Source organism: Streptomyces sp. NPDC003248 (assembly GCF_055563235.1).
The window spans coordinates 234,215-254,455 of sequence record NZ_JBVHDT010000004.1; the positions used below are offsets into that span (position 1 = coordinate 234,215).

At 70.5% G+C, this 20,241-nt stretch carries 21 protein-coding genes; 3 read left to right on the forward strand and 18 right to left on the reverse strand.

The window, feature by feature from the left end:
- Positions 1–128: 128 nt before the first annotated feature.
- Positions 129–719: a hypothetical protein gene (locus tag ACZ3KJ_RS12690; protein ID WP_467526527.1), complete on the reverse strand. Its 591-nt coding sequence runs from the start codon at positions 717–719 to the stop codon at positions 129–131.
- A gap of 152 nt (positions 720–871) precedes the next feature.
- Between ACZ3KJ_RS12690 and ACZ3KJ_RS12695 the strand changes: the two genes are divergently transcribed.
- The 3 genes from ACZ3KJ_RS12695 to ACZ3KJ_RS12705 all read left to right on the forward strand — a co-directional run bounded on the left by ACZ3KJ_RS12695 (position 872) and on the right by ACZ3KJ_RS12705 (position 4,625).
- Positions 872–2,044, forward strand: a complete 1,173-nt coding sequence (locus tag ACZ3KJ_RS12695) for a sensor histidine kinase (RefSeq protein ID WP_467526528.1) — start codon at positions 872–874, stop codon at positions 2,042–2,044.
- The gene (locus tag ACZ3KJ_RS12700) at positions 2,041–2,682 is read left to right on the forward strand and encodes a response regulator (protein WP_467526529.1); all 642 of its coding nucleotides are present in this window, start codon (positions 2,041–2,043) and stop codon (positions 2,680–2,682) included. The genes ACZ3KJ_RS12695 and ACZ3KJ_RS12700 overlap by 4 nt, the downstream gene beginning before the upstream one ends.
- A gap of 119 nt (positions 2,683–2,801) precedes the next feature.
- Positions 2,802–4,625, forward strand: coding sequence for a glycosyl hydrolase family 18 protein (locus ACZ3KJ_RS12705; protein ID WP_467526530.1), 1,824 nt, complete (start codon positions 2,802–2,804; stop codon positions 4,623–4,625).
- A gap of 13 nt (positions 4,626–4,638) precedes the next feature.
- On the opposite strand, the gene ACZ3KJ_RS12710 is transcribed toward ACZ3KJ_RS12705, so the two are convergent.
- The 17 genes from ACZ3KJ_RS12710 to rpmE all read right to left on the reverse strand — a co-directional run bounded on the left by ACZ3KJ_RS12710 (position 4,639) and on the right by rpmE (position 20,131).
- Positions 4,639–5,085 (reverse strand): DUF2550 domain-containing protein, encoded by a 447-nt coding sequence (locus tag ACZ3KJ_RS12710; RefSeq protein WP_389514229.1) that lies wholly within the window; start codon positions 5,083–5,085, stop codon positions 4,639–4,641.
- Positions 5,086–5,223: 138 nt separating this feature from the next.
- Positions 5,224–5,598, reverse strand: a complete 375-nt coding sequence (locus ACZ3KJ_RS12715) for a F0F1 ATP synthase subunit epsilon (protein ID WP_189942660.1) — start codon at positions 5,596–5,598, stop codon at positions 5,224–5,226.
- Between the two features lie 109 nt (positions 5,599–5,707).
- Complete coding sequence (gene atpD / locus ACZ3KJ_RS12720) at positions 5,708–7,144, reverse strand: F0F1 ATP synthase subunit beta (RefSeq protein WP_389514227.1); 1,437 nt, start codon at positions 7,142–7,144, stop codon at positions 5,708–5,710.
- Complete coding sequence (locus tag ACZ3KJ_RS12725; protein ID WP_389514226.1) at positions 7,144–8,061, reverse strand: F0F1 ATP synthase subunit gamma; 918 nt, start codon at positions 8,059–8,061, stop codon at positions 7,144–7,146. Before ACZ3KJ_RS12725 ends, atpD begins: the two co-directional genes overlap by 1 nt.
- A gap of 21 nt (positions 8,062–8,082) precedes the next feature.
- Positions 8,083–9,672 carry a F0F1 ATP synthase subunit alpha gene (atpA, locus tag ACZ3KJ_RS12730; RefSeq protein WP_467526531.1) on the reverse strand — a complete coding sequence of 530 codons (1,590 nt, stop codon included), beginning with the start codon at positions 9,670–9,672 and terminating at the stop codon, positions 8,083–8,085.
- Positions 9,673–9,806: 134 nt separating this feature from the next.
- Positions 9,807–10,622 (reverse strand): F0F1 ATP synthase subunit delta, encoded by an 816-nt coding sequence (locus ACZ3KJ_RS12735; RefSeq protein ID WP_467526532.1) that lies wholly within the window; start codon positions 10,620–10,622, stop codon positions 9,807–9,809.
- The gene (locus tag ACZ3KJ_RS12740) at positions 10,619–11,173 is read right to left on the reverse strand and encodes a F0F1 ATP synthase subunit B (protein ID WP_467526533.1); all 555 of its coding nucleotides are present in this window, start codon (positions 11,171–11,173) and stop codon (positions 10,619–10,621) included. The genes ACZ3KJ_RS12735 and ACZ3KJ_RS12740 overlap by 4 nt, the downstream gene beginning before the upstream one ends.
- A gap of 39 nt (positions 11,174–11,212) precedes the next feature.
- Complete coding sequence (locus ACZ3KJ_RS12745) at positions 11,213–11,449, reverse strand: ATP synthase subunit c family protein (RefSeq protein ID WP_015657805.1); 237 nt, start codon at positions 11,447–11,449, stop codon at positions 11,213–11,215.
- Between the two features lie 74 nt (positions 11,450–11,523).
- A complete protein-coding gene (atpB, locus tag ACZ3KJ_RS12750) occupies positions 11,524–12,291 on the reverse strand; it encodes a F0F1 ATP synthase subunit A (RefSeq protein ID WP_467526820.1) in 768 nt (255 codons plus the stop codon).
- Positions 12,292–12,564: 273 nt separating this feature from the next.
- Positions 12,565–13,002: a hypothetical protein gene (locus tag ACZ3KJ_RS12755; RefSeq protein WP_467526534.1), complete on the reverse strand. Its 438-nt coding sequence runs from the start codon at positions 13,000–13,002 to the stop codon at positions 12,565–12,567.
- Positions 13,003–13,302: 300 nt separating this feature from the next.
- Positions 13,303–14,646 (reverse strand): MraY family glycosyltransferase, encoded by a 1,344-nt coding sequence (locus ACZ3KJ_RS12760; protein ID WP_467526535.1) that lies wholly within the window; start codon positions 14,644–14,646, stop codon positions 13,303–13,305.
- A 127-nt stretch (positions 14,647–14,773) separates the two neighbouring features.
- Complete coding sequence (locus tag ACZ3KJ_RS12765; protein WP_389514215.1) at positions 14,774–16,033, reverse strand: serine hydroxymethyltransferase; 1,260 nt, start codon at positions 16,031–16,033, stop codon at positions 14,774–14,776.
- A 416-nt stretch (positions 16,034–16,449) separates the two neighbouring features.
- Positions 16,450–17,127: an arsenate reductase/protein-tyrosine-phosphatase family protein gene (locus ACZ3KJ_RS12770; RefSeq protein ID WP_385061667.1), complete on the reverse strand. Its 678-nt coding sequence runs from the start codon at positions 17,125–17,127 to the stop codon at positions 16,450–16,452.
- Positions 17,124–17,771 carry an L-threonylcarbamoyladenylate synthase gene (locus ACZ3KJ_RS12775; protein ID WP_385061669.1) on the reverse strand — a complete coding sequence of 216 codons (648 nt, stop codon included), beginning with the start codon at positions 17,769–17,771 and terminating at the stop codon, positions 17,124–17,126. The genes ACZ3KJ_RS12770 and ACZ3KJ_RS12775 overlap by 4 nt, the downstream gene beginning before the upstream one ends.
- 55 nt (positions 17,772–17,826) lie before the next feature.
- Positions 17,827–18,672, reverse strand: a complete 846-nt coding sequence (gene prmC / locus ACZ3KJ_RS12780; protein WP_385061671.1) for a peptide chain release factor N(5)-glutamine methyltransferase — start codon at positions 18,670–18,672, stop codon at positions 17,827–17,829.
- 40 nt (positions 18,673–18,712) lie between these two features.
- On the reverse strand, positions 18,713–19,789 hold the full coding sequence (gene prfA / locus ACZ3KJ_RS12785) for a peptide chain release factor 1 (RefSeq protein ID WP_389514212.1): 1,077 nt from the start codon (positions 19,787–19,789) through the stop codon (positions 18,713–18,715).
- Between the two features lie 120 nt (positions 19,790–19,909).
- Complete coding sequence (gene rpmE / locus ACZ3KJ_RS12790; protein ID WP_010040182.1) at positions 19,910–20,131, reverse strand: 50S ribosomal protein L31; 222 nt, start codon at positions 20,129–20,131, stop codon at positions 19,910–19,912.
- Positions 20,132–20,241 lie beyond the last annotated feature (110 nt).

Genomic DNA, 20,241 nt, shown 5'->3' on the forward strand with positions numbered 1-20,241 from the left:
CCCCGAACGGGCCCGGGGCGGATCCCCGAACGGGCCCGGGGCGGATCCCCGAACGGATCCCCGCAGGGCCCAGGACGGATCCCCACGCGGCCCCGGGACGGATCCCGGGCGAGCCCGGAGCGCCCGTCTCATCGCCGGGCTTCCTCCTTCTCCCTGCCGCCGAGGGCCCGGTCCGGCGGCGGTCCCGCCGGCGCCCTCTTCGGCCGGATCAGGTACGTCAGCGCGATCAGGCCGTGGATGCCCGCCGCCCGCCAGGCCACCCAGCGCCAGCTCTCCAGCGGGCCGGTGCGGCCGGGGTCGCCCACGTACCAGACGGCGGTCTGGAGCAGCACGGTCGCGACGACGGCGGCCGTCAGCGTGCCCAGCCAGATCCGGCCCTCGTGCCGGGCCCGGGCCATGCCGTACCGCGGGGGTCCGGCGGGCCGGGGCGCGCCGGCCAGCCGGTGGGCGGCGTGGCCGTCGAGCCACCGCACGGTGCGGTGGCCGTGGCCGACCGTGTAGCCGATGTAGAGCGCGGCCAGGCCGTGCGTCCAGTCCGGTTCGGCGCCGTGCTTGAGGTCCAGCGCGGTGACGACCAGCAGGACCACTTCCAGGAGCGGCTCGCACAGCAGCAGCGCGACGCCCGTGCGGGGCATCCTCAGCAGATAGCGGGCGCCCAGGCCGGCGGCCAGCAGCACCCAGAATCCGATCTCGCACACGGCGATCAGGGCGACGATCACGGTTCGCTCCTCTCGGTCGCCCTTCCAGGCTCCCGGGCGGAACGTCGGCGGTCGTCGTCGCCGGTGACGAATGCGCGGTACGTCGAAGGATGCAGTGCGGAACCCTCCCCGGGCATCAGGCGGGGGACGCGGCCGCCGTGTTGGATGGGGACATGGCCGTACGACTGCCCCGACCGCACCGCTTCGACGTGGGCGCCGCGCTGGCCGGGCTGCTCGGCGGGCTGCTGCTGTGGGGCGCCGGTCTGGGCACCCGTCCGGCGGACGATCCGCTGGTGCTCCTCGACGGGCGCTGGCCGGTCCTGCTGCCGCTCGCGGTGACGGCCGGCTGCGAGGCGCTGCGCCGCGTCCGGCCGCGTACGGCACTGCTGGTGGGCGTGGGCGCGCTGACCGCGGACACCCTCACCCGGGGCAACCTGGTCACGGTCGTGATGTTCACCGACCTGGTGTACGCGGCCGTGGTGTACGGCCCGCCCGCCACCGCCCGCCGCATCCCCTGGATCACGGGGCTGCTCACGGTGGCCGCCACCGTGGTGCCCGTCGCGGTGTGGCGGGTGCCGGAGGCCCTGCTGGCCGGGGTGGTCACCGGACTGGTGGCGCTGATGCCGGCCGCGACCGGCTGGATCGTCCGCAACCACCGGGAGACGGCCGAGGCCGCCCGGCTGCGCGCCGAACAGACCGCGCTGCTCGCCGAGATGGACCGCACCCAGGCGGTGGTGGCCGAACGGGCGCGGATGGCGCGGGAGTTGCACGACTTGGTCGCCAACCACCTGTCGGCGATCGCGATCCACTCCACGGCGGCGCTCTCCCTCGACGACCCGGAGACCTCCCGTCAGGCCCTCGGCGTCATCCGGGAGAACAGCGTGGACGGGCTGGCGGAGATGCGGCGGCTGATCGGCATCCTGCGCAACACCGGCGGCGACCCGGAACCGGCGCCCGCCCCCACCCTGGACGGTCTCGGCGCGCTCGTGGCGGGCGCCCGGGCCAACGGTCTCGACGTCACCCTCGACGCCCCCGCCGTCCGCGTCCCCGCCCCCGTCGGCCTCGCCGCCTACCGCATCGTCCAGGAGTCGCTGACCAACGCGCTCAAGCACGCCGCCCCCGGCCCGGTCTCCGTCGCGCTCGCGCAGCGGGACGGGGTGCTCGACGTACGGGTGAGCAGCCCCTACGGCCGTCGGGACGACCCGCGCGCGCCGGGCTCCGGCGCCGGGCTGGTCGGTATGCGGGAGCGGGCGGCGCTGCTCGGCGGCAGCTTCACCGCCGGGCCCGACGGCGCCCGGTGGACGGTGCGCGCCGCACTCCCCCTCACCGAAGGAGACCTCGCATGATCCGCGTCCTGGTCGCCGAGGACCAGTCCGCCGTCCGGGCCGGGCTGGTCCTCATCCTGCGCAGCGCGCCGGACATCGAGGTGGTCGGCGAGGCGGCGGACGGGGAGCGGGCGGTGGCACTGGCCCGGGAGCTGCGGCCGGACCTGGTGCTGATGGATGTGCAGATGCCGCGTCTGGACGGGGTGGCGGCGACCCGGGCGGTGGTCGGGGAGGGACTCGCGGACGTGCTCGTGCTGACCACCTTCGACCTCGACGCCTATGTGTTCGGGGCGCTGCGCGCCGGGGCCGCCGGGTTCCTGCTGAAGAACACCGAGGCCCGGGACCTCATCGCGGCGGTACGGACCGTCGCGCGGGGCGAGGGCGTCGTCGCGCCGGCCGTCACACGGCGTCTCATCGCCGCGTTCGCGGCCCGGCCGGCCCGGGAGCCGAGGGCGGACCCGGCGGTCGTGGAGGCGCTGACCCGGCGTGAGCGCGAGGTCCTGGCGTGTCTCGGCGAGGGCCTGTCCAACGCGGGGATCGCCGAGCGCCTGGACATGGCCGAGGCGACGGTGAAGACGCACGTCAGCCGTCTGCTGGCGAAGCTGGAGCTGCGCAGCCGGGTGCAAGCGGCCGTCCTGGCGCAGGAGTTGGGGATCTAGAACGGCGCGCCGCAGGTGGTCCAGACCTATTGACCCGTGGTCCAGACCTTTCTATTCTCGCGGCACCGTGGGTGTGAAGGCTCAGTCATGCCCCCCGACTCCCCCCGAGGAGGCGCACCATGCGCTTCAGACACCGAGTCGCCGCAGGACTCGCGACCCTGCTCCTCCCCTTCGCCGGCCTGGTCGGCCTCGCGAGCCCCGCCGAGGCCGCGACCTCCGCCACCGCCACCTACTCCAAGCCCCAGGACTGGGGCACCGGCTTCGAGGGCAAGTGGACGGTGAAGAACACCGGCACCACCACCCTCACCTCCTGGACCGTGGAGTGGGACTTCCCCTCCGGAACCGCCGTCACCTCCGCCTGGGACGCCGACGTCACCTCCTCCGGCACCCACTGGACCGCCAAGAACAAGACCTATAACGGCACCCTCGCCCCCGGTGCGTCCGTCTCCTTCGGCTTCAACGGCTCCGGCTCCGGCTCGCCCGCCAACTGCAAGCTCAACGGCGGCAGCTGCGACGGCACCTCCGTCCCGGGCGACGCGGCCCCCTCCGCGCCGGGCACCCCCACCGCCTCCGGCGTCACCGACACCTCGGCGACCCTGGCGTGGACCGCCGCCACCGACGACAACGGCGTCAAGAACTACGACGTCCTGCGCGACGGCGCCAAGGTCGCCACGGTGACCACCACGTCGTACACGGACAGCGGTCTGACCGCCGGGACCGACTACTCCTACACCGTCCAGGCCCGGGACACCGCCGACCAGACCGGCCCGGTCAGCGGCGCCGTCGCCGTGCGCACCACCGGCGGCACCACGCAGCCCCCGGCCACCGGCGACAAGGTCAAGCTCGGCTACTTCACCGAGTGGGGCGTCTACGGCCGCAACTACCACGTCAAGAACCTGGTGACCTCCGGCTCCGCCTCGAAGATCACCCACATCAACTACGCGTTCGGCAACGTCAAGAACGGCCAGTGCGTCGTGGACGACACCTACGCCGCCTACGACAAGGCCTACACCGCCGACCAGTCCGTCAGCGGCACCGCCGACACCTGGGACCAGGCGCTGCGCGGCAACTTCAACCAGTTGCGCCAGCTGAAGGCCAAGTACCCGAACATCAAGGTGCTGTACTCGTTCGGCGGCTGGACCTACTCGGGCGGCTTCGCGCAGGCCGCGGCCAACCCGGCCGCCTTCGCCGCCTCCTGCAAGGCCGTCGTGGAGGACCCGCGCTGGGCCGATGTCTTCGACGGCATCGACATCGACTGGGAGTACCCGAACGCCTGCGGCCTCACCTGCGACACCAGCGGGACGGCCGCCTTCAAGAACCTGGTGTCCGCCCTGCGCACCGAGTTCGGCTCGAACTACCTGATCACCGCCGCCATCACGGGCGACGGCTCGTCCGGGGGCAAGCTCGACGCGGCCGACTACGGCGGCGCCGCCCAGTACCTCGACTGGTACAACGTGATGACGTACGACTACTTCGGCGCCTGGGCGACCACCGGTCCGACCGCCCCGCACTCGCCGCTGACGTCGTACTCCGGCATCCCGACCGCCGGCTTCGACTCCGCCGACGCGATCGCCAAGCTGAAGGCGAAGGGCGTCCCCTCCGCCAAGCTGCTGCTCGGCATCGGCTTCTACGGCCGCGGCTGGACCGGCGTCACCCAGTCCGCCCCCGGCGGCACGGCGACCGGCGCGGCACCCGGCACCTACGAGGCGGGCATCGAGGACTACAAGGTCCTGAAGAACTCCTGCCCGGCCACCGGCACCGTCGCCGGCACGGCGTACGCCTACTGCGGCACCCAGTGGTGGTCCTACGACACCCCGTCGACGATCGCCGGGAAGATGACCTGGGCCAAGAACCAGGGCCTGGGCGGCGCGTTCTTCTGGGAGTTCAGCGGTGACACCAGCAACGGCGAGCTGGTGAGCGCCATCAACAGCGGCCTGTCGTAGACGATCAGGCCGTCTAAGCGACGTTGACGCGCTGTCCGGGCGGGGCTGCCTCCAGCCACGCGAGAAAACCGGTCAGCGCGTCTTCGCTCATCGCCAGTTCGAGCCGCGTCCCCTGGTGCGTACAGGCGAGGATCACCGCGTCGGACAGCAGCGCCAGCTCCTCCTCCCCCTCCGGGAGACGGCGGCCGGCCACCTCGATCGAGGCGCGCTCCAGGACCCGGCGGGGACGGTAGGCGTACGAGAAGACGCGGTACCACTCGATGCGGTCGCCGTTGTAGCGGGCGACGCCGTAGCTCCAGCCCTTGCCGCTGGTGTCCGGTTTCTCGGGGACGTCCCAGCGCAGCGAGCAGTCGAAGGTGCCGCCGGACCGCTGGATGAGCCTGCGCCGCAGCCCGAAGACGAACAGTCCCAGCACCACCAGGGCCACGACGATTCCGCACACAGTCAGAGCGAGGACCATCGACACCGACCTCCTCGTCTCCTAGGTACCGAAATAGGTAACGGAACGGAAAAAACATCCAGATCTGCCTCAGCCGCGGCCGGCTCCGGATCGCTCCGGTGCCGGCCGCGGCTGAGGGACATCACACGGCGGGCTGGGTCAGCTCGCCGCCGCCGCGCGCAGTCGTACGTCCGCGCGGCGCTCGGCGGTGGCATCGCCCTCCGCCTTCGCACGCTCGAGCTCCCGCTCCGCGCGCTGGACGTCGATCTCGTCCGACAGCTCGGCGATCTCGGCCAGCAGCGACAGCTTGTTGTCCGCGAACGAGATGAAACCGCCGTGCACCGCGGCGACGACCGTTCCACCGTCACTCGTACGGATGGTCACCGGGCCCGACTCCAGCACACCGAGCAGCGGCTGGTGACCGGGCATGACGCCGATGTCGCCGGACGTGGTGCGCGCGACGACCAGGGTGGCCTCGCCGGACCAGACCTCTCGGTCGGCCGCGACCAGCGCGACGTGCAGCTCAGCAGCCAAGGTGGCTCCTCGGGTCACCACCCGGCGGGTCTGCCGGGTGTTGGTTACAAGTCTAGTGGGCGTGAGAGAGGGGGCGGGACGCGCCCGCCCCCTCTACCGAGCACGGGGCTCAGGAGACGCCCAGCTCCTTGGCGTTGTTCTTGAGGTCCTCAAGACCACCGCACATGAAGAACGCCTGCTCCGGGAAGTGGTCGTACTCGCCGTCGCAGATCGCGTTGAACGCGGCGATCGACTCGTCCAGCGGCACGTCCGAACCGTCCACGCCGGTGAACTGCTTGGCGACGTGGGTGTTCTGGGACAGGAAGCGCTCCACGCGACGGGCACGGTGGACGACGAGCTTGTCCTCCTCGCCGAGCTCGTCGATACCGAGGATCGCGATGATGTCCTGGAGGTCCTTGTACTTCTGCAGGATCGTCTTGACGCGCATGGCGGCGTCGTAGTGCTCCTGCGCGATGTAGCGCGGGTCCAGGATGCGGGACGTGGAGTCCAGCGGGTCCACGGCCGGGTAGATGCCCTTCTCGGAGATCGGACGGGAGAGAACCGTCGTCGCGTCGAGGTGGGCGAAGGTGGTGGCCGGGGCCGGGTCGGTCAGGTCGTCCGCGGGGACGTAGATCGCCTGCATCGAGGTGATCGAGTGACCACGGGTCGAGGTGATGCGCTCCTGGAGGAGACCCATCTCGTCGGCCAGGTTCGGCTGGTAGCCCACCGCGGAGGGCATACGGCCGAGCAGGGTCGACACCTCGGAACCGGCCTGCGTGAAGCGGAAGATGTTGTCGATGAAGAACAGCACGTCCTGCTTCTGGACGTCACGGAAGTACTCGGCCATGGTCAGGCCGGCCAGCGCGACGCGCAGACGGGTGCCCGGGGGCTCGTCCATCTGACCGAAGACCAGCGCGGTCTTGTCGATGACGCCCGAGTCCGACATCTCCTCGATGAGGTCGTTGCCCTCACGGGTGCGCTCACCGACACCGGCGAACACGGAGACACCGTCGTGGTTGTTGGCGACGCGGTAGATCATCTCCTGGATGAGCACCGTCTTGCCGACGCCGGCACCACCGAACAGACCGATCTTTCCACCCTTGACGTACGGGGTGAGAAGGTCGATGACCTTGACGCCGGTCTCGAACATCTCGGTCTTCGACTCGAGCTCGTCGAAGTTCGGGGCCTTGCGGTGGATGGACCAGCGCTCGCCCTCGTAGGACTCGTCGACGTTCAGCACCTCGCCGAGGGTGTTGAACACCTTGCCCTTGGTGAAGTCGCCGACCGGGACGGTGATGCCCGTGCCGGTGTCGGTGACGGCGGCCTGGCGGACCAGACCGTCGGTGGGCTGCATGGAGATGGTGCGGACCAGGCCGTCACCCAGGTGCTGGGCGACCTCCAGGGTCAGCGTCTTCTTCTCGCCCGCGTTCGCCGGGTCGGCGACCTCGACGTGGAGGGCGTTGTAGATGTCCGGCATCGCGTCGACGGGGAACTCCACGTCGACGACCGGGCCGATGACCCGGGCGACGCGGCCCGTGGCCGTCGCGGTCTCAACAGTGGTGGTCATTAGCGGTCACTCCCCGCGGTCGCGTCGGCCAGGGCGCTCGCGCCACCGACGATCTCGCTGATTTCCTGGGTGATTTCGGCCTGGCGGGCCGCGTTGGCAAGCCGGGAGAGCGTCTCGATGAGCTCTCCGGCGTTGTCGGTGGCCGACTTCATCGCGCGCCGCGTGGCGGCGTGCTTGGAGGCGGCCGACTGGAGCAGTGCGTTGTAGACGCGGCTCTCCACGTAGCGCGGCAGCAGGGCGTCGAGGACGTCCTCCGCCGAGGGCTCGAAGTCGTACAGCGGAAGGATCTCGCCCTTCGCCGTCGACTCCTCGGCCACCGCTTCGAGGCTGAGGGGCAGCAGACGGTCGCCGAGCGCCGTCTGCGTCATCATCGACACGAACTCGGTGAAGACGATGTGGATCTCGTCCACGCCGCCCTCGGCCGTCTCCTTCTCGATGGCCTCGATCAGGGGGGCCGCGACCTTCTTGGCGTCCGCGTAGGTCGGCTCGTCGGTGAAGCCCGTCCACGACTCCGCGACCTTGCGCTCACGGAAGTTGTAGTGCGCGAGACCGCGCCGGCCGACGATGTAGGTGTCGACCTGCTTGCCCTCGGCCTCGAGGCCCGCCGTCAGCTGCTCCGCGGCCTTGATGGCGTTGGAGTTGAAGGCGCCGGCGAGACCACGGTCGCTCGTCAGGAGCAGCACCGCGGACCGCGTGACCTTCTCGGCCTGCGTGGTCAGCGGGTGCTTCGTGTTCGAGCCGGTTCCGACCGCCGTGACCGCGCGGGTGAGCTCGGTCGCGTAGGGCGTGGAGGCCGCCACCTTGCGCTGCGCCTTGACGACGCGCGAGGCGGCGATCATCTCCATCGCCTTCGTGATCTTCTTGGTCGCGGTGACGGATCGGATGCGACGCTTGTAGACCCGGAGCTGGGCTCCCATGAGTCAGGTCCCTTCCTTACGTCACTTGGCGACGGACGCGGCGTCCTCGCCGAGCAGCTTGCCGTCCGAGGTCTCGAACTGCTTCTTGAAGTCGGCGATCGCGTCGGCCACGGCCGTCAGCGTGTCGTCGGACAGCTTGCCGCCCTCACGGATGGAGGTCATGAGGCCCTGCTCGCTGCGGTGCAGGTACTCCAGCAGCTCCTTCTCGAAGCGGCGGATGTCGGCTACCGGGACGTCGTCCATCTTGCCGGTGGTGCCGGCCCACACGGAGACGACCTGGTTCTCGGTCGACATCGGCTGGTACTGGGCCTGCTTCAGCAGCTCGACCATGCGCTGACCGCGCTCCAGCTGCGCCTTCGACGCGGCGTCCAGGTCGGAACCGAAGGCGGCGAACGCCTCCAGCTCACGGAACTGGGCGAGGTCGACGCGCAGACGGCCGGAGACCTGCTTCATCGCCTTGTGCTGCGCGGAACCACCGACTCGGGAGACGGAGATACCGACGTTCAGCGCGGGGCGCTGACCGGCGTTGAACAGGTCCGACTCCAGGAAGCACTGGCCGTCGGTGATGGAGATGACGTTGGTCGGGATGAACGCCGAGACGTCGTTGGCCTTGGTCTCGACGATCGGCAGACCGGTCATCGAGCCGGCACCCATGTCGTCGGAGAGCTTGGCGCAGCGCTCCAGCAGACGGGAGTGCAGGTAGAAGACGTCACCCGGGTAGGCCTCACGGCCCGGCGGGCGGCGCAGCAGCAGCGACACGGCGCGGTAGGCGTCGGCCTGCTTCGACAGGTCGTCGAAGATGATCAGGACGTGCTTGCCCTCGTACATCCACTGCTGGCCGATGGCCGAGCCGGTGTAGGGGGCGAGGTACTTGAAGCCGGCCGGGTCGGAGGCCGGGGCGGCGACGATGGTCGTGTACTCCAGCGCGCCGTTCTCCTCCAGCGCGCGGCGGACCGACGCGATGGTCGAGCCCTTCTGGCCGATGGCGACGTAGATGCAGCGGACCTGCTTGTTCACGTCGCCCGAGCGCCAGTTGTCGCGCTGGTTGATGATCGTGTCGACGGCCAGGGCGGTCTTGCCGGTCTGGCGGTCACCGATGATCAGCTGGCGCTGGCCACGGCCGATCGGGGTCATCGCGTCGACGGCCTTGTAGCCGGTCTCCATCGGCTCGTGCACCGACTTGCGCTGCATGACCGTGGGGGCCTGCAGCTCGAGGGCGCGGCGGCCGGACGTCTCGATCTCGCCGAGGCCGTCGATCGGGTTGCCGAGCGGGTCGACGACGCGGCCGAGGTAGCCCTCGCCGACGGCCACGGAGAGCACCTCACCGGTGCGGGTGACCGGCTGCCCCTCCTCGATGCCGCTGAACTCACCGAGGACGATGGCACCGATCTCGCGCTCCTCGAGGTTGAGGGCGAGGCCGAGGGTGCCGTCCTCGAACTTCAGCAGTTCGTTGGCCATGGCCGAGGGCAGACCCTCGACCTTCGCGATGCCGTCGCCGGCAAGGGTGACCGTACCGACCTCCTCGCGCGAGGCCGCGTCCGGCTTGTACGACTGGACGAAGTTCTCCAGCGCGTCCCGGATCTCCTCCGGCCGGATCGTGAGCTCCGCCATCTGGGTTCCCTGCTCTCCTTGTTGGGCCCGAAGTTTCACTTTGGGGGGATGGGGACTCCCCCCTGAAAGAGGTGAATCCTCTGCACGGCCCAACCAGGGCCGCTTGCGTACGTACTGCGGTTGTTGCGTTGCTGCTAGCTCGCCATGCGGCGGGCGGCGTCCTCGATCCGGTCCGCGAGGGAGCCGTTGATCACCTCGTCGCCGACCTGCACCCGGATCCCGCCGAGGACCTCGGGGTCCACGTCGAGGTTGAGGTGCATCTGGCGGCCGTAGAGCTTGGCCAGGGCGGCGCCGAGGCGCTGCTTCTGCCCGTCGCTCAGCGGCACCGCGGAGGTGACGACGGCCACGACGCGGTCGCGGCGCTCGGCGGCGAGCTTGGAGAGGGACTCGAGTCCCGCTTCCAGGCTACGGCCTCGCGGCGCGGTCACGAGGCGCGTCACCAGACGCTCGGTGGCCGCGTCGGCCCGGCCTCCGAGCAGGCTGCGCAGCAGCTCGCCCTTGGCCGAGGCGGTGGCCTTCCGGTTCGTCAGCGCGGCGCGCAGCTCGGTGTTCGAGGAGACGATCCGCCCGAAGCGGAACAGCTCGTCCTCGACGTCGTCGAGCGTGCCGGCCTTCTGCGCGGCGGTGAGGTCGGCGGTGTCCGCCAGCTGCTCCAGCGCGTCCACCAGGTCGCGCGACTGCGACCAGCGGGAGCGCACCAGGCCGGCCACCAGGTCGGCGGTGGTCCCGCTGACCTGGCCGCCGAGCAGGCGCTGGGCCAGCCCGGCCTTGGCCTCGCCGTCCTGCGCCGGGTCGGTCAGGACCCGACGCAGCGACACCTCGCGGTCGAGCAGCGCGGTGACGGCCGCCAGCTCGGCGGCGAGCTGCGCCGCGTCCACGGACGTGGAGTCCGTCAGCGCGTCGAGACGCTCGCGTGCGGCTGCCAGGGCCTCGCGGCTCGCTCCGTTCATCGCGACGCCTCGGCCTTCTCCTCGAGCTCGTCGAGGAAGCGGTCGATGACGCGGCTCTGGCGGGCGTGGTCCTCGAGGGACTCACCGACCAGCTTGCCGGCCAGCTCGGTGGCCAGCTTGCCGACGTCCTGGCGCAGCGCGGAGGCGGCGGCCTTGCGGTCGGCCTCGATCTGGGCGTGACCGGCGGCGACGATCTCCTCGCGCTGCCGCTGGCCTTCCGCGCGCATCTCGGCGATGAGCGTGGCGCCCTGCTCCTGCGCGTCCTGGCGCAGACGCGCGGCCTCGTGCCGGGCCTCGGCGAGCTGGGCCTTGTACTGCTCAAGGACGCTCTGGGCCTCGGTCTTCATGGCTTCGGCTTCCTCGATGCCGCCTTCGATCGCCGCGCGACGCTCCTCCAGAACCTTGTTGATGTTCGGAAGCAGCTTCTTCCAGAAGAAGAAGAACACGATGGCGAAGGCGATGGTGCCGACGAGCAGCTCAGGACCGGGCGGCAGGAGCGGGTTCTGCTCCTCCGTGTGCTCGGCCGCCAGCTGAACCAGGTTGGCGATCACATCAATGCCTTTCGTCGAAACGTGTCGGGGTAAGAGGTCTTACTTACCGAACACGAACGGCATAACGATGCCGATGAGGGCGAGCGCCTCACAGAAGGCGAAGCCGAGGATCTGGTTGGCGCGGATCAGGCCGGCCGCCTCGGGCTGACGGGCCAGGGCCTGGGTGCCGTTACCGAAGATGATGCCGACGCCGACGCCGGGGCCGATCGCGGCCAGGCCGTAGCCGATGGAGCCGAGCGAACCGGAGACGGCGGCGAGGGTCTCAGTGGCAGCCATGCTGATTCTTCCTTCTCTTTACGGACCGGTGGGAGTTGGCCACCGGACGATCAGGGGTGGGGTGGGGCGGGGCCTCAGTGGTGCTCGGCGAGAGCGCCCTGGACGTACGAGCAGGCCAGCAGTACGAACACGTACGCCTGGACGGCCTGCACGAAAAGCTCGAAGAGGATCATGACCATGGTCATGACGAAGGAGACACCGGCGGCCGGGATCATCCAGCTGTTCAGCAGGTACCAGGAGGCGACCGTGAACATGACCAGCATCAGGTGGCCGGCGAACATGTTGGCGAAGAGCCGGACGGCGTGGGTGAAGGGACGGACGATCAGGTTCGAGAAGAACTCGATGACCATCACGAGCGGCAGCACCGCGCCCAGCGACTTGTCGTAGCCGGTGACGTTCTTGAAGAAGCCCACGAAGCCATGGCGCTTGAAGGTCACCGAGACCCACACCACGTACACGACGGCGGCCAGCACGGCGGGGAACGCGATGATGGACGACACCGGGAACTGTGCCAGCGGGATCACGGACCAGATGTTCATGATCCAGATGAAGAAGAACAGCGAGACCATGAGCGGGACGTACTTCTCGCCCTCACGCTTGCCGAGGGTCTCGTAGACGATGCCGCGGCGGACGAAGTCGTATCCGGCCTCTCCCACCATCTGCAGCTTGCCCGGCACCACCTTCGCCTTGCCGAAGGCCGCCCAGAAGAACGCGACGACGAGCACGGTCGTGATGAGCGCGAGCAGCATCACCTTGTTGAACTCGAACCCGCCGACCGTGGCGATGGGCTGGAACAGGAACGAGTGCAGGCCCGGAGCCGGGAAGCCGCACCCGTCGGACATGATCCGACAGCTCCAGTCAAAGGCGAGCTGGGTCTGGTCAGCACTCACCGCGGGCTCCTTCGGCGTGACGCATGGGTACGGCAACCTCGTTGTGTCGGCGCGGCGCACGGCCGCGGGTCGGCACTGGACTGGTGTTACGGATGTGGGGGCGGCTGTGGGGCATCAAGCCTCGCGAATGAGCAGGCGTCAGCTCAGATGCCCGCGCCCGCGATGCCGCAGTTGGCACCGGACGATAGCAGGAGATCTCACGCGCCTTTATCCCGGCCCTACCCCTCACGACGAGGACCTTGACTTCTCGGGCTTGTCGCTCTTCTCGGAGTCCGGATCGACGTAGAAGATCTTGGCTTTCATGTGCGCACGGGCCTGTGCGGCCATCCACACGACGGTCGAGACGACGAGTGCGAGCGCGAACGCCTTCGGGTTGAAGAGGGACGTGTCCTTGAAGAGGGCCACGAAGATCATGAGAAGCAGGAGTTGAGCCACGTAGAGCATCAGCCCCATGGCCTGGAACAACTGCGGGAGCGTTTTTGCCGTCCACTGCAGGACGTACAGACCGATACCCATGAAGAGGACGGCGATCAGCACGCCGACGGCCGCCCCGATCGCACCCTTGCCGCCGGCCACCACACCACTGACGGCAACGGTGACCACGCCGACCGCGGCCGTGGGCACGGCGGTCTGCACAAGGTTCCGGACGTCGTTGGACGGCATGGCGGCAACTCCGCATTCAAAGGGGGCAGGGTGTCGTCATGGACGAGCGTAGTCCCGGTCCGAGGGGGTGAAGACCTCACACCTTTGGACCGTCGCACTACGGTCCTTCGGCTCTATCCCGGGTTCTCGTGAACCGTATCACAAACTATTTGATGAGGTCTTTACCTGGATGGTGTGCTTGCTGTCACACATGAGAGTGACAGTGCGCGTCTGTGCAGATACAGCGCCCTCTTGTCTGGTATTAGGGCGCTTTGCCACCCCGCGGCTTCCCCACGACTTGGCAATGCTCTCGTCAGATTCTTACCTTGTGGTGCGTGAGGCGGTACGCGAACGAGGTCCCACGGCGGTCGCCCCGTTGACCCCGGAGACGCCGACGGCGACCGGCGTACGCGGCTCCTCCGGCTCCTCGGCCGGCTCCTCCTCCGCCGGGCCGTCCCCCTCGGCCACGACCGCCGCCGCCGTCTCGGGCAGGACCTTGCGGCGCCGGTAGCGCGGCGGCACGAAGGCCTCGGCCCAGCGCGGGGCGCGCGGCGTGAAGCGCGGCAGCAGGAGCAGCACCAGCCCGATCGCACTGAGGATCACGACGCCCAGGACGATCCACATGGACGCGGAGTTGACCGAGTAGGTCAGCGCGCCGAACGCGATCAGCGCCGACCAGAAGTACATGATCAGCACCGAGCGGCTGTGCGAGTGGCCGATCTCCAGCAGCCGGTGGTGCAGGTGTCCGCGGTCCGCCGCGAACGGCGACTGGCCGCGCCAGGTGCGGCGCACGATGGCCAGGATCAGGTCGGCGGCGGGGATCGCGATGATCGTCAGCGGCAGCAGCAGCGGGATGTAGACGGGCACCGTCTGGTGCACGGTGTTGCGCTCCGAACCGGAGAACAGGTTCATCACGTCCGGGTCGACCTGCCCGGTGACCGAGATCGCGCCCGCGGCCAGGACCAGCCCGATCAGCATCGACCCGGAGTCGCCCATGAAGATCCGCGCCGGGTGCATGTTGTGCGGCAGGAAGCCCAGGCACATGCCCATCAGGATCGCCGCGAACAGGGTCGCGGGGGCGGCGGCCTCGATGCCGTACGAGTACCAGATGCGGTAGGCGTACATGAAGAACGCCGCCGAGGCGATGCACACCATGCCGGCGGCCAGGCCGTCCAGGCCGTCGACGAAGTTGACCGCGTTGATGGTGATGACGACCAGCGCCACCGTCAGCAGGGTGCCCTGCCACTGGGTCAGCGCGACCGTGCCGACGCCGGGGATCGGCAGCCACAGGATCGTCAGACCCTGCATGACCATGACGCCGGCGGCGATCATCTGCGCGCCCAGCTTGATCAGGGCGTCGATGTCGAACTTGTCGTCCAGGACGCCGATCAGCCAGATCAGCGCCGCCCCGGAGAGCAGGGCGCGCGGCTCGTTCGACGTCTCGAAGACCTGGTTGAGGTTGGTGAGGTGGTCGGCGACCAGCAGGCCCGTGCACAGCCCGAAGAACATGGCGATCCCGCCGAGCCGCGGAGTGGGTTCCCGGTGCACGTCACGGGCCCTGATCTCCGGCATCGCCCCGGCCACGATCGCGAACTTCCGTACCGGCCCTGTCAGCAGATACGTCACCGCGGCCGTGATGCAGAGCGTCAGCAGGTATTCACGCACGGGCTTCCCCACAGGTCTCGCTGGCCATCTCAGCCCCACACCCTAGCGACGGCCGCATATGGTTGGGGACTTCCGGGTAGCCACGATGGTTGCACGGGTGGCTGTACGGATGCGCGCCTACCCCGGTTCAGCCGGGATACGGCGGGAAGGCCCGGGCCAGTTCCCGCACCTCCTCGCGCACCGCCCGCACCTCGACGTCGTCCCGCAGCACCCCCGCCATCAGCTTGGCGATCCGGGTCATCTCCTCCTCGCCCATGCCCTGCGTGGTCACCGCGGCCGTGCCCAGCCGGAGGCCGCGGGCGGCGGCCGCGCCCCCGACGGCCGCGCCGTGCGGCAGGGCGCAGCAGTCCAGCACCATCCCGGCCGCCGCCAGCCGGCCCCGCGCGGTGCGTCCGTCGGCGCCGAGGGGCGCCGGGTCGGCGGTGACGAGGTGGGTGTCGGTCCCGCCGGTGGTGACGGCGAAGCCCTCGGCCGCCATCCCGGCCGCGAGAACCCTCGCGTTGGCGACCACCTGATGGGCGTACGCGGCGAACGCCGGTGTCGCCGCCTCGCCGAACGCGACCGCCTTCGCGGCGATCGTGTGCATCTGCGCCCCGCCCTGGGTGAACGGGAACACCGCCCGGTCCACCCGCTCCGCCAGCTCCGCGCCGCACAGGATCATCCCGCCGCGCGGCCCGCGCAGCACCTTGTGCGTGGTGGCGCAGACGACGTCCGCGTACGGCACCGGGGAGGGGGCCGCTCCCCCGGCGACGAGCCCGATCGGGTGGGCGGCGTCGGCGATGAGGTAGGCGCCGACCTCGTCGGCGACCTCCCGGAAGAAGGCGTGGTCGATGTGGCGGGGGTAGGAGATGGACCCGCACACGATCGCCTTGGGCCGGTGGCTGCGGGCCAGCGTCCGCACCTGCTCGTGGTCGATCAGCCCGGTCTCGGCGTCCACCCCGTAGGGGACGAAGTCGAACCAGCGGCCGGAGAAGTTGGTGCGGGCCCCGTGCGTGAGGTGGCCGCCGTCGGGCAGCCCGAGGGCGAGGACGGTGTCCCCGGGGCGCAGCAGCGCGGCGTAGGCGGCCAGCACCGCCGACGACCCGGAGTGAGCCTGTACGTTGGCGTGGTCGGCGTGGAACAGCGTTCTGGCCCGCTCCACGGCGAGCCGCTCGGCCACGTCGACGATCTCGCAGCCCCCGTGGTGCCGGGCCCCCGGGTAGCCCTCCGCGTACTTGTTGGCCAGGGGGGAGCCGAGTGCCGCCAGCACGGCCGGCGAGGTGAAGTTCTCGGCGGCGATCAGTTGCAGCGACGACGCCTGCCGCTCCCGCTCCCCGAGCAGGATCCCGGCGAGCTCGGGGTCCTGCCGTTGCAGGACGTCGGCCTCTGGGGCATGGGTGACCGGCATGGTGGACTCCCGCTGGACTCCGGGGCGGCGACGGTGGCGTAGGTCCAATGTAGGCCGGGGAGGCCGGGGACGCCCGGTGTCGACGACCGGAAGCAATTCGTGGCGCACGGGCGGACCTGGAAGGGGCGCTACCGGGGCGAACGCCGGAGGACCGGGCGCCGGGTCCGGGCGGGCGGACGCCGGGTACGGGCGGGCGGACGCCGGGTACGGGCGGGCGGACGCCGGGTTCGGGCGGGCGGACGCCGGGTTCGGGCGGGCGGACGCCGGGTTCGGGCGGGCGGACGCCGGCGGACCTCGCGCCGCGCGGGACGGACACCGCAGAAACGGGCCCGGGCGGGGCGCCACGAGGGGCCGGCGCCGGGCGGACACAGGCAGGCGAGGCGGGCGTCGGTGGGGGGCGGTGCCGGCGGGTGGGGTTACATCCGCGCCGGCACCCCGGTGAGCGCCGTGACGACGGGGTCCAGCGCCTGGTGTATCTCGTCGCCGATCGACCGGAAGAACGGCAGCGGCGCCCCGTACGGGTCGTACACCTCGTCCGCCTCCGCCGTCGGCGCCAGCAGCCAGCCGCGCAGCGCCGCCGCCGCGCGCACCAGGGCGCGGGCGCGCATCACCACGCCGTCCTCCAGCGGGGGCAGCGTGGCCGGGTCGATCGCGTCCACCAGACGGGTGAACTCCTTCAGGGTGAAGGTGCGCAGCCCCGCCGAGTGCCCCATGGAGATGACCTGGGCACGGTGGTCGCGGGTGGCGGTCAGGACGAGGTCGGCCCGGATGACGTGGTCGTCGAGGAGCTCGCGGCCGGTGAAGCCGGAGGCGTCGGCGCCGAAGTCGGCCAGCACGGTCTCCGCGTTGGCCTCCATGGGCGCGCCCTCGTGGCCCCAGGTGCCCGCGCTCTCCACGATCAGCCCGCCGCCCAGGATCCCGAGCCGCTGCGACACGAAATGCCGGGTCAGCCGCTCGGTGATCGGCGAGCGGCAGACGTTGCCGGTGCTGACGTGGAGGATGCGGAAGGTGTCGCGCGGGAACCCGAACGTCGTCGTCTCTTCCGCAGCGCGTACTCCGCTGCCTATGCCACGCCCCGCGTCAGGGGCTGTCAATTCGCCACCTCGAGGTCGGGTACGACCTTCCGCAGCTCGTCCTCGCCGATGGCGCCCGCGCGCAGCAGCAGGGGCACGTCGCCGCTGACGTCGACGATGGAGGACGGGACGTTGCCGGGGGTGGGACCGCCGTCGAGGTAGACGGAGACGGAGTCGCCGAGCATCCCCTGGGCGGAGTCGCAGTTCTCCGGCGCGGGGTGGCCCGTGAGGTTCGCCGAGGAGACGGCCATGGGGCCGACCTCGGTCAGCAGCTCGATGGCGACCGGGTGCAGCGGCATGCGCACCGCCACCGTGCCCCGGGTGTCGCCCAGGTCCCACTGGAGTGACGGCTGGTGCCGGGCGACGAGGGTGAGCGCGCCGGGCCAGAAGGCGTCGACCAGCTCCCAGGCCAGCTCCGAGAAGTCGGTGACGAGACCGTGGAGCGTGTTCGGGGAGCCGATCAGGACGGGGGTGGGCATGTTGCGGCCCCGGCCCTTGGCCTCGAGCAGGTCGCCCACGGCCTCCTTGGAGAACGCGTCGGCGCCGATGCCGTAGACCGTGTCGGTGGGGAGGACCACCAGCTCGCCGCGGCGGACGGCGGACGCGGCCTCGCGCAGACCCGTCACGCGGTCGGTCGCGTCATTGGTGTCGTATCGCCGAGCCATGTCTAGCGGGCCTCCTCGTGCACGTACTGCTGGGGGTGGGAATGCGGGGTGGCGCTCACGGCAGTGCCTTGCGGGCCGTCGCGAAGCGCGGGCGGTTGTTGAGGTCGGGGTGGTCGGCCGCGTCGGCCCAGCCCCGCTCCTCGGTGAAGATCCACGGCACCTGGCCGCCCTGGGTGTCGGCGTGCTCGATCACGACGACGCCGCCGGGGCGCAGGAGCCGGTGTGCGGTCCGTTCCAGACCGCGGATGAGGTCGAGGCCGTCCTCGCCGGAGAACAGGGCCATGTCGGGGTCGTAGTCCCGCGCCTCGGGGGCGACGTACTCCCATTCGGTGAGCGGGATGTACGGCGGGTTGGAGATGACCAGGTCGACCTGGCCGTCGAGGTCCGGGAAGGCCGTCAGGGCGTCGCCCTGGCGCAGGTCGACCCTGGACCCCTCCACGTTCTTGCGGGTCCACACCAGGGCGTCCTCGGACAGCTCCACGGCGTGCACGCGCGAGCGCGGCACCTCCTGGGCGAGAGCCAGTGCGATGGCGCCGGAGCCGCTGCACAGGTCGACGATGCAGGGCTCGACGACGTCCATGGCCCGGACGGCGTCTATGGCCCAGCCGACCACGGACTCGGTCTCCGGCCGCGGCACGAAGACGCCCGGCCCGACCTGGAGCTCCAGGTAGCGGAAGTAGGCCCGCCCGGTGATGTGCTGGAGCGGCTCGCGCTGCTCGCGCCGGGCGATGACCTCCCAGTACCGGGCGTCGAAGTCGGAGTCCTTCACGGAGTGGAGTTCACCGCGCTTCACACCGTGCACGAACGCGGCGAGCTCCTCCGCGTCGTTGCGCGGCGAGGGCACGCCGGCGTCGGCCAGCCGCTGGGTGGCCTGGGCCACCTCCGCGAGCAGCAGGTTCACGCAAGTCCTCCGTGTCGTACTCGTCGTGCGTACGTGCGCCTTACGCGGCGGCGAGCTTCGCCGCCGAGTCCGCGTCGACGCAGGCCTGGATCACCGCGTCGAGGTCGCCGTCCAGGACCTGGTCCAGGTTGTAGGCCTTGAAGCCGACCCGGTGGTCGGAGATGCGGTTCTCCGGGAAGTTGTAGGTGCGGATCTTCTCGGAGCGGTCGACGGTGCGGACCTGGCTGCGCCGGGCGTCGGCGGCCTCCCGCTCCGCTTCCTCCTGTGCCGCCGCGAGGAGCCTGGAGCGCAGGATACGCATCGCCTGCTCCTTGTTCTGCAACTGGCTCTTCTCGTTCTGGCAGGAGGCGACGACTCCGGTGGGAATGTGCGTGATGCGCACGGCGGAGTCGGTGGTGTTGACGGACTGGCCGCCGGGCCCGGAGGAGCGGTAGACGTCGATGCGCAGGTCGTTGGCGTTGATCTCGACGTCGACCTCCTCGGCCTCGGGCGTGACGAGCACACCGGCGGCGGAGGTGTGGATCCGGCCCTGGGACTCGGTCGCCGGGACGCGCTGCACCCGGTGCACCCCGCCCTCGTACTTCAGCCGGGCCCAGACGCCCTGGCCGGGCTCGGTGGCGCCCTGGCCGCCCTTGGTCTTCACGGCGACCTGGACGTCCTTGTAGCCGCCCAGCTCGGACTCGGTGGCGTCGATGATCTCGGTCTTCCAGCCGACGCGCTCGGCGTAGCGCAGGTACATGCGCAGCAGGTCGCCCGCGAAGAGCGCGGACTCGTCGCCGCCGGCGCCCGCCTTGATCTCCAGGATGACGTCCTTGTCGTCGCTCGGGTCCCTCGGCACCAGCAGCAGGCGCAGCTTCTCCGTCAGCTCCTCGCGCTGCTTCTCCAGCACCTTGACCTCGGCGGCGAAGTCCGGGTCGTCGGCGGCGAACTCGCGCGCGGTGTCGATGTCGTCGCCGGTCTGCTTCCAGGAGCGGTACGTGGCGACGATCGGGGTGAGCTCGGCGTAGCGCTTGTTCAGCCTGCGCGCGTTGGCCTGGTCGGCGAAGACCGACGGGTCGGCGAGCTTCTTCTCCAGGTCGGCGTGCTCACCGACGAGTTCCTCGACGGCCTCGAACATCTCTGGCTCCTGTGCTGCGTACGGAAGGGAAGGCGGGCGACCAAAAACGCCGGTCCCGGCGCTCCCCGGGCGGGGCGCGGCCGTGGACCGGCGACAGGGCCTTTCGGCCCCAGGGGCTCGCTACTTCTTGGAGCCGGCGGCCTTGCCGAAGCGGGCCTCGAAGCGGGCCACACGGCCACCGGTGTCGAGGATCTTCTGCTTGCCCGTGTAGAACGGGTGGCACTCGGAGCAGACATCGGCCCGGATGGCGCCGGACTCGATGGTGCTACGGGTGGTGAACGACGCGCCGCAGGTGCAGCTGACCTGCGTCTCGACGTACGCGGGGTGGATGTCGCGCTTCAAGGTGTCTCCTAGGTTTCGGGAGGGCGCCGGGTCGCGGTCGCGGGGTGCGACAGCGTGAACCGGAGCCGACGTACCAGTCTGCCAGGACTGGCGCCATCCCCCAAAACCGG